This window comes from Mesorhizobium erdmanii USDA 3471 (assembly GCF_000472705.1).
Taxonomy (GTDB): domain Bacteria; phylum Pseudomonadota; class Alphaproteobacteria; order Rhizobiales; family Rhizobiaceae; genus Mesorhizobium; species Mesorhizobium erdmanii.
Genome location: NZ_AXAE01000022.1, coordinates 59,169 through 72,257, shown reverse-complemented (window position 1 = coordinate 72,257; position 13,089 = coordinate 59,169). Strand labels below are relative to the sequence as shown.

At 63.1% G+C, this 13,089-nt stretch carries 13 protein-coding genes; 7 read left to right on the top strand and 6 right to left on the bottom strand.

Annotation, left to right across the window (positions count from 1 at the left end):
• The first annotated feature begins 4 nt into the window (after positions 1 to 4).
• The 7 genes from A3AU_RS0118715 to A3AU_RS0118685 all read left to right on the top strand — a co-directional run bounded on the left by A3AU_RS0118715 (position 5) and on the right by A3AU_RS0118685 (position 5,969).
• Positions 5 to 799 carry a MoaF C-terminal domain-containing protein gene (locus A3AU_RS0118715; RefSeq protein WP_027054224.1) on the top strand — a complete coding sequence of 265 codons (795 nt, stop codon included), beginning with the start codon at positions 5 to 7 and terminating at the stop codon, positions 797 to 799.
• A 17-nt stretch (positions 800 to 816) separates the two neighbouring features.
• Positions 817 to 1,206 carry a nuclear transport factor 2 family protein gene (locus A3AU_RS0118710; RefSeq protein WP_027054223.1) on the top strand — a complete coding sequence of 130 codons (390 nt, stop codon included), beginning with the start codon at positions 817 to 819 and terminating at the stop codon, positions 1,204 to 1,206.
• Between the two features lie 64 nt (positions 1,207 to 1,270).
• On the top strand, positions 1,271 to 2,476 hold the full coding sequence (locus A3AU_RS0118705; protein ID WP_081709586.1) for an amino acid ABC transporter substrate-binding protein: 1,206 nt from the start codon (positions 1,271 to 1,273) through the stop codon (positions 2,474 to 2,476).
• Between the two features lie 180 nt (positions 2,477 to 2,656).
• Positions 2,657 to 3,394, top strand: a complete 738-nt coding sequence (locus A3AU_RS0118700; RefSeq protein ID WP_027054221.1) for an ABC transporter ATP-binding protein — start codon at positions 2,657 to 2,659, stop codon at positions 3,392 to 3,394.
• Positions 3,387 to 4,097, top strand: a complete 711-nt coding sequence (locus A3AU_RS0118695; protein ID WP_027054220.1) for an ABC transporter ATP-binding protein — start codon at positions 3,387 to 3,389, stop codon at positions 4,095 to 4,097. Before A3AU_RS0118700 ends, A3AU_RS0118695 begins: the two co-directional genes overlap by 8 nt.
• Positions 4,098 to 4,100: 3 nt before the next feature.
• Entirely contained in the window at positions 4,101 to 4,994 is an 894-nt protein-coding gene (locus A3AU_RS0118690; protein WP_027054219.1) for a branched-chain amino acid ABC transporter permease, read from the top strand.
• Positions 4,995 to 5,000: 6 nt separating this feature from the next.
• Positions 5,001 to 5,969, top strand: coding sequence for a branched-chain amino acid ABC transporter permease (locus A3AU_RS0118685; RefSeq protein ID WP_027054218.1), 969 nt, complete (start codon positions 5,001 to 5,003; stop codon positions 5,967 to 5,969).
• Between the two features lie 154 nt (positions 5,970 to 6,123).
• On the opposite strand, the gene A3AU_RS1000000137300 is transcribed toward A3AU_RS0118685, so the two are convergent.
• From A3AU_RS1000000137300 to tmk, 6 genes are all read right to left on the bottom strand, one after another.
• Complete coding sequence (locus A3AU_RS1000000137300; protein ID WP_051355398.1) at positions 6,124 to 7,083, bottom strand: helix-turn-helix domain-containing protein; 960 nt, start codon at positions 7,081 to 7,083, stop codon at positions 6,124 to 6,126.
• Positions 7,084 to 7,971: 888 nt separating this feature from the next.
• Positions 7,972 to 8,790 (bottom strand): MBL fold metallo-hydrolase, encoded by an 819-nt coding sequence (locus tag A3AU_RS0118670; protein ID WP_027054216.1) that lies wholly within the window; start codon positions 8,788 to 8,790, stop codon positions 7,972 to 7,974.
• Positions 8,791 to 8,793: 3 nt separating this feature from the next.
• Positions 8,794 to 9,588, bottom strand: a complete 795-nt coding sequence (locus tag A3AU_RS0118665; protein WP_027054215.1) for a TatD family hydrolase — start codon at positions 9,586 to 9,588, stop codon at positions 8,794 to 8,796.
• Positions 9,588 to 11,138 (bottom strand): methionine--tRNA ligase, encoded by a 1,551-nt coding sequence (metG, locus tag A3AU_RS0118660; RefSeq protein ID WP_027054214.1) that lies wholly within the window; start codon positions 11,136 to 11,138, stop codon positions 9,588 to 9,590. The genes A3AU_RS0118665 and metG overlap by 1 nt, the downstream gene beginning before the upstream one ends.
• 139 nt (positions 11,139 to 11,277) lie before the next feature.
• Positions 11,278 to 12,333 (bottom strand): DNA polymerase III subunit delta', encoded by a 1,056-nt coding sequence (locus A3AU_RS0118655; protein ID WP_027054213.1) that lies wholly within the window; start codon positions 12,331 to 12,333, stop codon positions 11,278 to 11,280.
• Entirely contained in the window at positions 12,330 to 13,004 is a 675-nt protein-coding gene (gene tmk, locus A3AU_RS0118650) for a dTMP kinase (protein ID WP_027054212.1), read from the bottom strand. Before tmk ends, A3AU_RS0118655 begins: the two co-directional genes overlap by 4 nt.
• Positions 13,005 to 13,089: the final 85 nt, after the last annotated feature.

Here is a 13,089-nt window from a genome sequence, read left to right as displayed (position 1 = left end):
CACCATGAACGACCCGAACAGACCTGCCGACTGGAAGCACTTCGACGATTTCGCCGCCGGCATCGCCACCAACCGTCTACCGACGACGGACGCGCTGCGCGGCCAGACCTTCAAGATCACGCTGAACAGCGGCCGCGTCATCGATCTCGCCTTCACATCGGCCGATACGGTGGCCTGGAGCGAGGGCCGCCATGCCGGCGCCGACTGGTACGAGGCGCTGGAAGTCGCGCCACAAGTCTTCTTCATCAACATGGTTTTCGCCACGCGGCCGACGCAGGACGAGGCCTTCATCGTCGACACGAAAACGCGGCGTGTGCTTTCGGTGCGCGAGCGGGTTCGCGAGCCCGGTGAGGCGCCCGGCGAGCCACGCGTCGCGCAGGTCTATTCGGCAGGCGTGCTTGGCGATGCCTCGGTTCCGCCTGCCGGTACCGAGCCCGCGCCGACCCGCGACCTGATCGGTCTGACCGCGCACTATACATACAGCCCTAACCACGTCTACGAGCACATCTATCTGAGCTCTGAACGCTATGCCTGGCAGAACCTCGTCGGCATCCAGCGCGGCCATGGCGATGTCGATCTCGCGACCACCTGGAAGTTCGATGACAAGTTTTATGTCTTCGGCTTCCGCGAGTTCATCATCCCGGTCGCTTCGCTGTTTTTCTACAACTGGGACATGATGCGCTCGACCGGCAAATTCCTCGGCGTCACCAGCCAGGGCAAGGTCGAGAACAAGCCGGCCGGCGCATTCATCGAGAAGAAATCCACAACCGTCTACGACCCGGGCAAAGCGCCCGTCTGAGCGAACAGGTGAATGGCATGAGCAGGAATTACGAAGTCATCAAGGCGCATTACGCCGGCTCCGACAACAAGGACCTGGCGGCGATGATGGCGCCGGTCACCGACAAGACGGCGTGGACGGAAATGGCGGGCTTCCCCTATGCGGGAACCTATGTCGGCGCCGACGCCATCATATCAGGCGTCTTCAAGCGCATCGGCGAAGAGTGGGAGGGCTATGCGCTGAAGGTCGACACATTGGTCGACGGCGACAGCACCATCGTCGGCATCGGCACCTATTCTGGCGTCTACAAAAAGACAGGCAAGGCGATGTCGGCGCGCGTCGTCCATGTCTGGGAAATGCTGGACGGCAAGGCCGTCAGTTTCGAGCAGTTCACCGACACCAAGCTGGTCGCCGCCGCGATGGGCTGAGCACCTGCACTGTGAATGCGGGCGTCGCCCTGATGCGTTGGCCCGATGAACCTGGGAGGATGGAATGGAAATCAGTCTGAACGGAATGCTGGCCGGCCTGTTGCTGTCCACCGTGCTCAGTGCCGCCGGCACGGTGGCCTATGCCGGCGACACCGAAATCGTCATCGGCGCGCCGATCTCGCTGACCGGTCCGCTGGCCGGCGATGGCAAGGAACAGAAATGGGCCTATGAGCAAGCCGTCGCCGACATCAACAAGGCCGGCGGCATCATGGTCAAGTCCGCCGGCAAGAAGCTGCCGCTACGCCTCGTCGTCGCCGACGACGAAAGCTCCGAAGGCAAGGTGGCGTCGGCGCTCGAAAACCTGATCAAGGTACAGAAGGTCGACGCGTTGCTGTCGACCCATTCCGGGCCGATGAACATCGCCGGCGCCATCGTCGCCGAGAAGTACAAGAAGTTCTACATGATCACGACGGCCTTCCCGTTCGAATGGCAGCCATTGAAGCTCAAATACTCGGCACTGTTCTTCTTCCATCCTGGTCCCGGTGCCGAGGTGCCGTTCGAGGTCTGGGACAAGTTGCCCGCCGACGAGAAGCCGAAGCACCCAGCTCTGATCACCGAAGATTCGCCCGACGGCAAGGGCTTTGGCGGCGCCTTCCAGGCGGCGGCGAAGAAGTACGGCTACACCTTCGCCGTCGACGACCCCTGGGCGATCGGCGCCACCGACTATTCGGCGCTGATCACCAAGCTCAAGGCCGCCGACGTTGACGCCATGCTGGTCTTCGGTTCACCCGCCGACACCATCACGCTGCTCCGGCAAATGAAGGAACTCGGCTTCTCCGTGCCATATTTCCACGGCTGGAAAGGCACCTGGACGGGTGAGTTTCACGAGGCGCTGGGACCGGACTCCGACTACATCATGACTGACGGCTTCTGGTCCGCGAGCTACCCATACAAGGGCGCCAAGGAACTCGGTGAGCGCTACGAAGCCGAGTACAAGAAGGACTCCGTCACCGTCGGCGCCTTCTATGCCAATGCGCAAGTGTTGGCGCAGGCGATCGAGAAAGCCGGCAGCACCGACGCAGCGGCGATCCATGATGCGATCTTCGGCCAGGAGTTCAAGGACACCGTGGTGGGCGATCTTAAGTTCGACGAGACCGGCTTCGCGCTGATCCCAAGTGTCGCGACGCAGTGGTGGCAGGGCAAGCACCAGCTGATCTATCCGGACGGCACCTGGACCTACAAGCCTGCCCCGGCCTGGGACAAGCGCTGACAGGCGAGGGGCAGGGCGTTCGCCAAGGGAAGCCCTCCTTGGCGACGTCGGCGCTGCCCCTCACTGCCTAGCTGGGCATTTCTCCCCGTATAGCGGTGGGGAGAAAGCCGGCCCGCAGGGCCAATGCCACCTGATGCCTTTCCAAACTCAATCACATCCTCCGGAGAGACGGACACCACGATGCAGCCTGACGAAACCCTGCTTCGCCTCGAGGCGGTCCAGAAGCGGTTCGGCGGGCTCGTCGTGCTCAACAATGTCGACATCGCGGTCGGCCCCAACGAACTGATCGGGCTGATCGGTCCCAACGGCGCAGGCAAGTCGACGCTGTTCAACGTTATCACCGCCATCTATGCGCCGACGCAGGGGCGGGTGCTGTTTCGCGGCAAGGACATCACCGGCGTCGCGCCGCACCGCATCTCCCGGCTCGGCATCGCCCGCACCTTCCAGCTGGTGCGCACCTTCCTGACCATGACCGCCTTCGAGAACGTCATGGTCGGCGCCGTCTATGGGGCAGGGGGCCGCGTCAAATATGCGACCGAAACCGCGAATGCCGCACTGGAACTGGTCGGCCTCACCGCCCAGGGCGACATGCGCACCGCCCATATGACGCTCTCCGATCGTCGCATGCTGGAGATCGCCCGCGCCGTCGCGTCGGATCCGGCGCTCCTGCTCCTCGACGAGCCGATGGCCGGCCTCAACCCCACCGAGATCCAGCGCATGGTCGACGTTATCAGGCGCGTGCGCACCGAGCGCGGCCTTTCGATTCTCTGGGTCGAGCACAAGGTCGACGCCATCATGAAAGTCTGCAGCCGCGTCATCGTGCTCGACCATGGCGAGAAGATCGCCGACGGCACGCCGCGCGAAGTCACCCAGAACCGCAAAGTCATAGAGGCCTATCTTGGCGAACCGGCTGCTTGAAGTAAGCGATCTCCAGGTCGCCTATGGCGACGTCGGCGCGCTGTGGGGTGTCTCGCTCCATGTCGACCCCGGCACAATTGTCGCAATCGTCGGCGCCAACGGCGCCGGCAAGACGACGCTGCTCAGGACCGTCTCCGGCCTGCTCAAGCCAAAAAGCGGCGATATCAGGCTGGCCGGCCAATCGCTTGTCGGCAAGGCGCCGCAGGAGATCGCCTCGATGGGCATCGCACATGTGCCGGAAGGACGCGGCCTGTTCCGCCAGATGACGGTGCTGGAAAATCTAGAGCTTGGCGCCTTCCAACCCAAGGCGCGGCCGCGCACCAAGGAATTGCTCGACAAGGCCTATGCCCTGTTTCCGCGCCTGAAGGAGCGCATCCACCAGAAGGCCGGTTCGCTCTCGGGCGGCGAGCAGCAGATGCTGGCGATCGCGCGGGCCACCATGTCGGAGCCGTCGCTGCTCATTCTCGACGAGCCGTCGCTGGGTCTGAGCCCGCTGGTCGTCCAGCAGATGTTTTCGCTGATCCAGACCTTGCACGGGCAGGGCGTCACCATCCTGCTGGTCGAGCAGAACATCCATCAGGCGCTGAAGGTCGCCGACTACGCCTTCGTGCTCAAGACCGGCTCGCTCGCCATGCGGGGTACCGGCGCCGATCTGATCGCAGATCCCGAAATCCAGAAGGCCTATATGGGCGTGTTGGAGTAATTGATGTTCAACCTGCCCCCGCCTGACATTCTGCTCCAGCTCTCTCTCAACGGCGCGCTTGGCGGCGCCATGTATGGTGTCGCCGCGGTGGGTCTCAGCCTGATCTTCGGCACCATGCGGCTGATCTTCCTGGCCCAGGGCGCGATGATCATTCTGGCCGCCTATTTCGTGCGAACGTTGTTCTATGGCCTCGGCATCGACCCATTCCTGTCACTGCTCATCGTCGTGCCGGTCGGGCTCGGCGTCGGCTGGCTGATGTATCAGGGTCTGTTCCGCAAGGCAGCCGCCGAGGAAGACCGCAACGTCTCGCTGCTGATTGCAGTGGGCCTGATGTTCCTGGTGCAGAACCTGATGACGGTGATCTGGGGCGGTAACACCGCCGGCGTGGTGACGAGCTACACGGCCAGCGGCATCGAGCTCCTCGGCGTGCGCACCTCCTTCACCCGCTCGATGGGCTTCCTGATCGCACTCGCCGGCACCGGCCTGGTGATGCTTTTCCTGCGCAAGACCATGGTCGGCAAGGCGGTGCGCGCTGCCTCGGAAGACATGGATGCCGCTACTTTGATGGGCATCAGCCCGCACCGCGTCAACGCAATTGCCTTCGCCATCGGCATTTCGCTGGCGGGCGCTGCCGGCGTCGCGGTCGCCACCACCTTTCCGTTCAATCCCTTCGCCGGCTTCATCTTCAGCCTCAAGGCGCTGGTGGCCCTGGCGCTCGGCGGCATCGGCAACGTCACCGGCGCGCTCGCCGGCGGCATCCTGCTCGGGCTGATCGAAGCCTATGTCCAGTACTTCATCTCGGGCGGCTGGACGAATGCCATCGCCTATGGCGTGTTCCTTTTGGTGCTTATGTTCAAGCCGGAAGGCCTGTTCACCCGGCCCTACAAGAAGGCTTGAGAAGCGATGAGCCGCACCTTGCAATGTATCGCAATTGTCGTCGTGGCGGCGCTGGCGCTGCTGCCGTTCGTGCCAGGTGCTGTCGACGCCTACTATTTCTCGTTCCTGTTCTTCATATTCCTCTACGCCATCATGGCGCAGAGCTGGAACCTGGTGGCCGGCTATGGCGGCCAGATCAGCCTCGGTAGCCACGCCTTCTTCGGGCTGGGCGCCTACACCACCGCCATCCTGTGGACCGGCAACTATCTCTGGGGTTCGCTCTATGACAAGCATCCCAGCATCTATTATTTCGACCCGGTGACCATGCTGCTGGGCGGCATCGTCGCGTCGCTCGCAGCGGTCATTGTCGGCCTGCCGCTTCTGTCGAAACTGCATGGCGATTACTTCGCGCTCGGCACGCTCGGCTTCGGCGAGATCGTCAAGGTGCTGTTCGTCAATGGCGGCGACTTCACCGGCAGCGCCTTCGGTATCGTCGCGCCCGCCGGCATGTTCGACACGCTGCGCCCGCATTACTGGGTGGCACTCGGTCTGATGGTCGCCACCGCGCTTGCCATCCGCGCCCTGATGCGCTCGCGCTACGGCCTGGCGCTGATCGCCGTGCGTGACGACGAGATGGCGGCGTCGGCCAACGGCATCGACACGCTCAAGGTCAAGGTCGCCGCCTTCGCCGGCAGCGCTTTCATCGCCGGCGTCGCGGGTAGCCTCTACACCTACTACATCTTCCATGTCGGGCCGGACTCGGTGTTCGACCTCGATTGGATGCTCCTGCCGCTGATGATGACGGTCGTTGGTGGCACCGGCACGTTGCTCGGCCCCATCCTTGGCGCGCTTGTGATGTACGCAGTCTTCGACCTCGCCCGCATCGTGGTGCCGGATTATCACCCGGTGATCTCGGGGCTGACGATTATCCTGGCAATGCTGTTCCTGCCGAAGGGGCTGATGCGGAGTTTTGCGGGCAGGGCACGCACGGGTTGAGGCCCGCAGTCTTTCGAACCGGCGGTGCCGATAGCTGAAGCGAAAAGGCTGCAAGTCCGGAATGAGAGACTTCGAAAATTGAAGAGATACGTTGTGCCTCGTGTTGCCTCAAACGGCCCGGTCTATCGGTCAGCACTTGCGGTTAACCGCGCACCTACTGCACCACAGCCAACATTCGCTCTCGCAACTCCCGCGGTGCCAGGTCATACTTGCTCTTGAACGCCCGCGAAAAATGCGCGCTCGAATTGAACCCGCAGGCAAAGGCGATTTCCGAGATCGAGGCTGAGGCCCGGGCAGGGGAGCGGAGTTCCTCCTTGCTGCGCTCCAGCCGCCTGTCCCAAACAAAGCGTTCCAGCGTCACACCTTCGCCTTCGAAGGCGCGGTGCAGGTAGCGCCGGGAGCAGCCCATGTGGCGAGCGATGTCCTCGGCCGAGAGGCTGCTCCTCGCGAGATTGGCATCGATATAGGCGATGATGCGCTCGCGCAGCGCCTCAAGCGGCGAGCGACGGAATTCCGGCACCATGGGCTTTGCCTTGATCAGGCCGTTAACGAGCTGGATCAGGCTTTCACCGACGCGGCGGCAGCCGGCCTCGTCCAGCCGGTGCGCCTCGCCGATCGCCATCTGCATCAGGCCGGACACGATATGGGTCAGGCTGTCGCCCTCGCCGGGGAGCGGCACCGGGGCTGAGAGGCGCGCCAGCGTCTCGTCGCCGAAGGTCGAGCGCGGCACCTGCAGGATGAGCTGGTCGACATCGGAAAGGTTCTGCAGCGAATAGGCGCGCACCGGATCGTAGATGATTGCCGCGCGCGGCCCGAGATCGACCGCGACCTGCTGCTGCTCGAAGCGGCTGCGGCCCCTGAGCTGCATAAGGATCTTGATCGCGTCGGGGTCGAAACTGCGCCAGAACGCGCGGTCATTGACGACAAGATGCGATTTTGCCCTGATCTCGGAAAGCCGGCAGGAGCCCAGATTGACCGATACCAGCTTTGGCAGCGAGGGCGCCTCGCCACGCGAGAAGCGCTGCGTGATCGGGCCAAATAGCATCCGCGAGGCGGACAGGAAAGCCTCGCCGTCGGCGACGCTCACATGGTGGTCGAGCATAGTCTCCTCCATCTCGTTCCGTCTCCCGTCTTGATGCGGGATTCTCAGTCGCGACGGCAGTGCCGGTGCAACCGACAAAGAACTTAACATGCTAACCATCTTCGCTGCAACGGCGGAAATTCGTTCACTTACCGCTCTCAGCCCCACTTTATCTCGCCCTTGGCGACCTTCGGGCCGATATCGAGGGTGACACCTGCCGAGGTTCGGGAAGCGGGCCTCCATCGCGGCCTTCAGCGCGACGGCGCCGGTTGCCTTGGCGAATTCTTCCTCGAAGGCCAGCAGATAAGTCTTAGTGTGCTCGACGGCCGAGATGCCGACCGGCGCCTCCGGCGTCATGTGGCCCGGCACCACGACAGCCGGCTTACGCGCTGCAATCCTGTGCAGATTGGCAGCCCAGGCCGCGGGTTCTTGCTTCGTTGCCGTGTCGGCGGTCTAGGCGTGGACGCCGGCGAAGATCAGGATGCCGCCGAACACCGCGTTCAAGCGAAGACGCCCAGAGATAGTGGCGGTAAGGCGGGGCCCTCGGCGGCGACGATCTCCAGCGTTGCGCAGTCCTGCACCTACATCAAAAAGTCGCATAAGATAGATTATGGAACTTACGCGTTGGCCAGCGCCTGGGAATTGCTGCGGATTTTCATAGGCTTGGGGTCGACCGAAGCGTGTTGCCTTGAGCTGATGGCCAACGCTACGCTGCGTGGATAACGACAGCAACGCGTGAGATTGAATCGGCGATCGAGGTGTTCGTGCACGGCTACAGCACGGGCAGAAGCAGCATCTTTCACTACGAGGCCAGCCGCGTTGGACCGTTGATGCGTGATGCCGAGCGCAAGAATCCTCGCGAAGCGAAGAATGGGTCGTCCATGACGTCAGGCCGAACGCCCGCATGAGATGCCGTTCGTATCACGCTGACTCATAAGGGATTTCGATCACCATGCCGTCATGGGCCGGCACCACGGTGTCCGGCGTCTCGGCCATCACCGTGGCGTAGTCCAGCGGCACATGCATATGCGTGAGCACGGCATTTTTGGGCGCCAGTTTCTCGATCCAGCCGAGCGCCTGGCCCAGCGACAGATGGCTGGGATGGGTATTGTACTGCAGCGCGTCGATGACCAGCATTTCCAGGCCGCGCAGCCGCTCGGCGGTGGTATCGGGAAAGCCGCTGATATCGGGGCAATAGGCCATGCCGCCGATGCGAAAGCCGAGCGAGATGATGTCGCCATGGAACTGCGGCAGCGGCTCGAGGGTGAGGGCACCCCCCTCGCCTTTGATCACCACGGGCTTTGCGTGGTCGATGATATGGGCCCGCACGATCGGCGGATAGGAACTGCCCGGCGGCGTCTCGAAGCAATACCCGAATGCCTGCCGCAGGCGCAGCATCGTCGGCTGGTCGGCATGGATGTCGATCAGGTGGCGCTGCTCGAGCACATAGCCGCGCAGATCGTCGATGCCGTGGATATGGTCGGCATGCGGGTGCGTGTAGACGACGGCATCGATGCGTTTGACCGAGGCGAGCAACATCTGCTCGCGGAAATCCGGCCCGGTGTCGATGACCACGGTGGTACGGCCGCCATCGGCTGCAATCCGTTCGACCAGCGCTGCGGTGCGCATGCGCCGGTTTCTCGGATTGGCCGGGTCACAATTGCCCCAGTCGCCGGTGATGCGCGGGATACCTGGTGACGAGCCGCAGCCGAGAATGGTGAGGCGCAGCCGGTCCGTCATCGTTCAGGCGCTCTGCGTGGCCGGCCGCGGCATCTTGCCGAACAGCCGGAAGAAATTGTTCGTGGTCAGATCAGCGATTTCAGTCTCGCTGACACCGATCGTCTCCGCCAGCACCTTGGCGGTGTGCGCGACATAGGCCGGTTCATTGCGCTTGCCGCGAAACGGTATCGGCGCCAGGTAGGGTGCGTCTGTTTCGACGAGCAGCCGGTCATGCGGCACGTCGGCGGCGACGGCGCGCAGTTCGGCCGAATTCTTGAAGGTCAGGATGCCCGAGAACGACACATAGCCGCCGAGCGAGACACCGATTTCGGCGAGCCGGCGCCCCGACGAAAAACAATGCAGGATGAAGGGGAAGGCGCCCTGCCCTGTTTCATCCTCGAGAATGGCTGCCATGTCGGCATCGGCGTCGCGCGAATGAATGACGAGAGGCAGGCCGGTCTCGCGAGCGGCGGCAATGTGATTGCGAAAACCCTGCGCCTGCGTATCGCGTGGCGCCTTGTCGTAGAAGTAGTCGAGCCCAGCCTCGCCGATCGCCACCACCTTCGGGTGAGCCGACAGACGCACGAGTTCGGCGGCGGTGACGTCGAGTTCTTCCGCCGCATTGTGGGGATGGGTGCCGACGGAGCAGTAGACCTCTTCGAAAGCATCAGCGATTTCAAGTATTTGCTGAAAGCGCTTCACACGGGTCGATATCGTCACCATGCGACCGATTCCGGCCGCCTTGGCGCGGGCGACAATGGCCGCCCGCTCCTCGGCGAAATCCGGAAAGTCCAGATGGCAATGGCTGTCGACGAGCATCAGGCGCTCGCCTCGGGCTTGTCGTAGCGCGGAAAGACACCCTCCGGCGACGGCAATGGGGTGCCGGGTACAAGCGCATAGTCGGCGTGGACATGCGCGAAGCGACGATTGTCGGCCGGCACCGCCAGCAGGTCGAGCAGCTTCGCCGCCGATCCCGGAACGAAGGGTTGGCAGAGCACCGCCACGCGCCGCACAACTTCGGCCGTGGTCCACAGCACCGTCTCCATGCGCTCCGGGTTGGTCTTCTTCAGCGCCCAGGGTTCCTGTCCGGCGAAATAGCGATCGGCTTCCGCCACCACTCCGAAGATCGCCGCCAGCGCCAGATGAATGCCTTGCTCGGCCATCGCCTTGCGCGCGGTGGCCAGGGCGGCCACCGCCTGATCCAGGATCGCGCTGTCGGCGTCCGTCATCTCGCCGCGCTTCGGCACCACGCCGCCACAGTTCTTGGCGATCATCGAGAGCGAGCGCTGCGCCAGATTGCCGAGGCCGTTGGCAAGGTCGGCGTTGGTGCGGTTGACGATCGCTTCATGGCTGTAGCTGCCGTCCTGGCCGAACGGCACTTCGCGCAGGAAGAAGTAACGCACCTGGTCGAGGCCGTAGTGTTCTACCATGGTGAACGGGTCGATGACGTTGCCGACCGATTTCGACATCTTCTCGCCGCGGTTGAACAAAAAGCCGTGGCCGAAAACGCGCTTCGGCAGCGGGATTCCGGCCGACATCAGGAAGGCCGGCCAGTAAACCGTATGGAAGCGCACAATGTCCTTGCCGATGATGTGCGCATCGGCTGGCCAGAACCGCCATTTCTCATCATTTTCATTGGGATAGCCGACACCGGTGATGTAATTGGTCAACGCGTCGACCCACACATACATCACGTGCTTCTCGTCGCCCGGCACTGGCACGCCCCAGTCGAAGGTGGTGCGCGAGATCGACAGATCCTTCAGTCCGGACTTGACGAAACTCATAACCTCGTTGCGGCGCTCGGCCGGTCCGATGAAGTCGGGCTGGCTTTCGTAAAGCGCGATGAGTTTGTCCTGGTAGGCCGAAAGGCGGAAGAAATAACTCTCCTCCTCGACCCATTCGACCGGCGTTCCCTGCGGCCCATAGCGGACATTGTCGGGACGGACTTCGGTCTCCTCCTCGCCGTAATAGGCTTCATCGCGCACCGAGTACCAGCCGGCATAGCCGCCCTTGTAGATGTCGCCGTTGGCGTCCATCGCCTTCCAGATCGCCTGCGAGGACGCGTAATGGCGCTCTTCGGTGGTGCGGATGAAATCGTCGTTGGAGGCATTGAGCGCCGTCGCCATGCGCTTGAAGTCGGCCGAATTGCGGTCGGCCAGTTCGCGCGCCGAAATGCCTTCGCGCTTCGCCGTCTGCAGCATCTTGATACCGTGCTCATCGGTGCCGGTGAGGAAGAACACTTGCTTGCCGTCGAGCCGCTGGAAGCGTGCAAGCGCGTCGGTGGCGATCAGTTCGTAGGCATGGCCGATATGTGGCTTGCCGTTGGGATAGGAAATCGCTGTCGTGATGTAGAAAGTGTCGCGTGACATGAATGAACCATCATGAATATCTGAATGGAAGCCGTGGCGGTGGATATCGCATCGGAATGGCGATTGCCATCCCGGTGCCGATGCATGCCGCCCAAAAGTGGCCCCGGTTTTGGGGCAACGGCATGCACCAAAAAGGCCGTCACATTCGCATCGCAGAATTCAGGCGGTCGATCATGGTCAAGGCGTGCTGCTTCTTGTCGAGATTGTAGGTATCGGTCTCAGATATCGCGTCCAGCGCCTCATGCCAAGTGTCCGACAATGTTTTCGCCCTTGCGAGGTCGCCGGCCAGGGCAGCCCGGCTTGCCGCATCCGACAACAGGTCGAGCGCCCGGCGATTGAAGATATCGAACTGGATCGCCTGGTCGCGTCCAGCGACGGCTTCGGCAAGCCGATAGGCTCCGCCGATGTCGCCTCTTCCCTTCGCTACCAGCGCATCGAGCGTCTCGGCGATCTCCAGCCCGCCATATTGCGTCAAAAGGATCGCGTTGCGCGCGCTGCCCCCTGCCCGCTCGACCAGTGCTGTCCTTGCGGCCGGATCGTCCGGCGGGGGCGGTTCGGCCGTCCGCAGCACCGCCAGCAAATCGTCGGCGTCGAGCGGTGTCAGGCGTATCATCTGGCAGCGCGAACGGATCGTCGGCAGCAGGCTGCCCGGCGCATGGACGATCAGAATGAACAGCGTTCGTGCCGGCGGTTCCTCGAGATTCTTCAGCAAGGCGTTGGCGGCATTGGCATTCATGTCATCGGCCGGGTCGACGATGACGACCCGGTAGCTGCCGTCATGCGAGGTCATCGACAGGAAGCGGCTGACCCTGCGGATCTCGTCGACGGTAACGACGGTCTTGAAGCTCTTGGTCTTGTCGTTCAGCGGCCGGGTCAGATGCAGCACGCCTGGATGCGCGCCGGTCGCGATCTGACGAAACAGTGGCGAGGCCGGATCGGGTACGGCAAGGTTTTCCGGCGCTTGTTCGAAGGTTGGATGCCTCAGCAGATGATGGGCCAGATGGAAGGCCAGCGTCGCCTTGCCGATGCCGACCGGTCCGGCGAAGATCAACGCATGCGGCAGCTTTCCCGAGCGATAGGCGGTGGCGAGCATCTCGGCCGCCTGCCCGTGCCCGACCAGACGAGGCGTTTCGGACGGTTCGGGCACGCCGTCCAGCGTATCATGCTGTTCGGGCGCGATGCGTTCGAAGATCATACCGGTGCGACCTGCCTGTTGCGTGCGGGTGCCCTCGCCTCCAGAGCCGCGAAGACGGCGGCGGTGACGACGTGCTCGACCGTATCGGGATCGGCGGATGCGTCGATGACGATACAGCGTTCCGGCTCTGCCGCGGCGATCGCCAGAAAGGCATCGCGGCGGGCCTGGTGTATGGCCAGCGTCTCCTTCTCGAAGCGGTCCGCACCGGCATCGCTGCCGCGCCGCACCGTCGCGCGCCTGAGGCCCTCGGCCGGATCGATATCGAAGATCAGCGTCATGTCGGGCATCATGCCGTTGATGGCGACTTGCTCCAACTCAGCCATGAACGCCGGGTCGATCCCGCCGGTGACGCCTTGGTAGACCCGCGAGGAATCCAGGAAACGATCGCAAAGCACGACGGAGCCGCGCTCGACCGCCGGCCGGATGACTTGCTCGACATGATCGGAGCGAGCGGCGGCGAAGAGCAGCGCTTCCATCTTCGGTCCGAATGGCTCCGCGGCGCCTGAAAGCAGCACATGCCTGACCGCTTCGGCGCCAGGCGAACCGCCCGGTTCGCGCGTGAGCAGGACGTCATACTTCTTGGCGCGCATCTTCCTTGCCAGCCGCTCGATCTGCGTCGACTTGCCTGCGCCTTCGCCGCCTTCGAAGGTGATGAAAAATCCGCGCGTCAATCGAAACGGCCTTTGTCCAGGTTGGAGTAGATTGTTGCGCTCTAAAGCGCGCCGCATCGAAACGAATCAACGCGCCTTAAGCTTT

Coding starts and splice junctions, on each gene's coding strand:
- A3AU_RS0118715 (WP_027054224.1), top strand. CDS start 5: ATGAACGACCCGAACAGACCTGCCGACTGGAAGCACTTCGACGATTTC.
- A3AU_RS0118710 (WP_027054223.1), top strand. CDS start 817: ATGAGCAGGAATTACGAAGTCATCAAGGCGCATTACGCCGGCTCCGAC.
- A3AU_RS0118705 (WP_081709586.1), top strand. CDS start 1,271: ATGGAAATCAGTCTGAACGGAATGCTGGCCGGCCTGTTGCTGTCCACC.
- A3AU_RS0118700 (WP_027054221.1), top strand. CDS start 2,657: ATGCAGCCTGACGAAACCCTGCTTCGCCTCGAGGCGGTCCAGAAGCGG.
- A3AU_RS0118690 (WP_027054219.1), top strand. CDS start 4,101: ATGTTCAACCTGCCCCCGCCTGACATTCTGCTCCAGCTCTCTCTCAAC.
- A3AU_RS0118685 (WP_027054218.1), top strand. CDS start 5,001: ATGAGCCGCACCTTGCAATGTATCGCAATTGTCGTCGTGGCGGCGCTG.
- A3AU_RS1000000137300 (WP_051355398.1), bottom strand. CDS start 7,083: ATGGAGGAGACTATGCTCGACCACCATGTGAGCGTCGCCGACGGCGAG.
- A3AU_RS0118670 (WP_027054216.1), bottom strand. CDS start 8,790: ATGACGGACCGGCTGCGCCTCACCATTCTCGGCTGCGGCTCGTCACCA.
- A3AU_RS0118665 (WP_027054215.1), bottom strand. CDS start 9,588: ATGCTCGTCGACAGCCATTGCCATCTGGACTTTCCGGATTTCGCCGAG.
- metG (WP_027054214.1), bottom strand. CDS start 11,138: ATGTCACGCGACACTTTCTACATCACGACAGCGATTTCCTATCCCAAC.
- A3AU_RS0118655 (WP_027054213.1), bottom strand. CDS start 12,333: ATGATCTTCGAACGCATCGCGCCCGAACAGCATGATACGCTGGACGGC.